Here is a 231-nt window from a genome sequence, read left to right on the forward strand (position 1 = left end):
GTAAAATATGTAAATCACATATAATAAGGAAAGGAAGTCATGCATATGGATATTTCACTGTATGAACAGCAGGTAGAGGAATTGAACCGCAAGCTGACATTTCAGCGTTCCCGTTATCTGAAGGAAGAATACGAGCACTATCGCATTACCGACATGCAGTATTCCGTGCTCTCCTATATACAGCAGCACCCCTGCACCACAATCGGTTCTGTCGCAAAGGCACTGCACACC

The 231-nt window shown here is 44.2% G+C and carries 1 protein-coding gene; it reads left to right on the forward strand.

Annotation, left to right across the window (positions count from 1 at the left end; genetic code table 11):
- Nucleotides 1-45 precede the first annotated feature (45 nt).
- Nucleotides 46-231: hypothetical protein (locus LIZ87_RS22285; RefSeq protein WP_264468138.1), on the forward strand; the 186-nt coding region annotated here is incomplete at its 3' end.

It is taken from the genome of Lacrimispora sp. 210928-DFI.3.58, from assembly GCF_020554865.1.
In the GTDB taxonomy this organism is placed as follows: domain Bacteria; phylum Bacillota; class Clostridia; order Lachnospirales; family Lachnospiraceae; genus Enterocloster.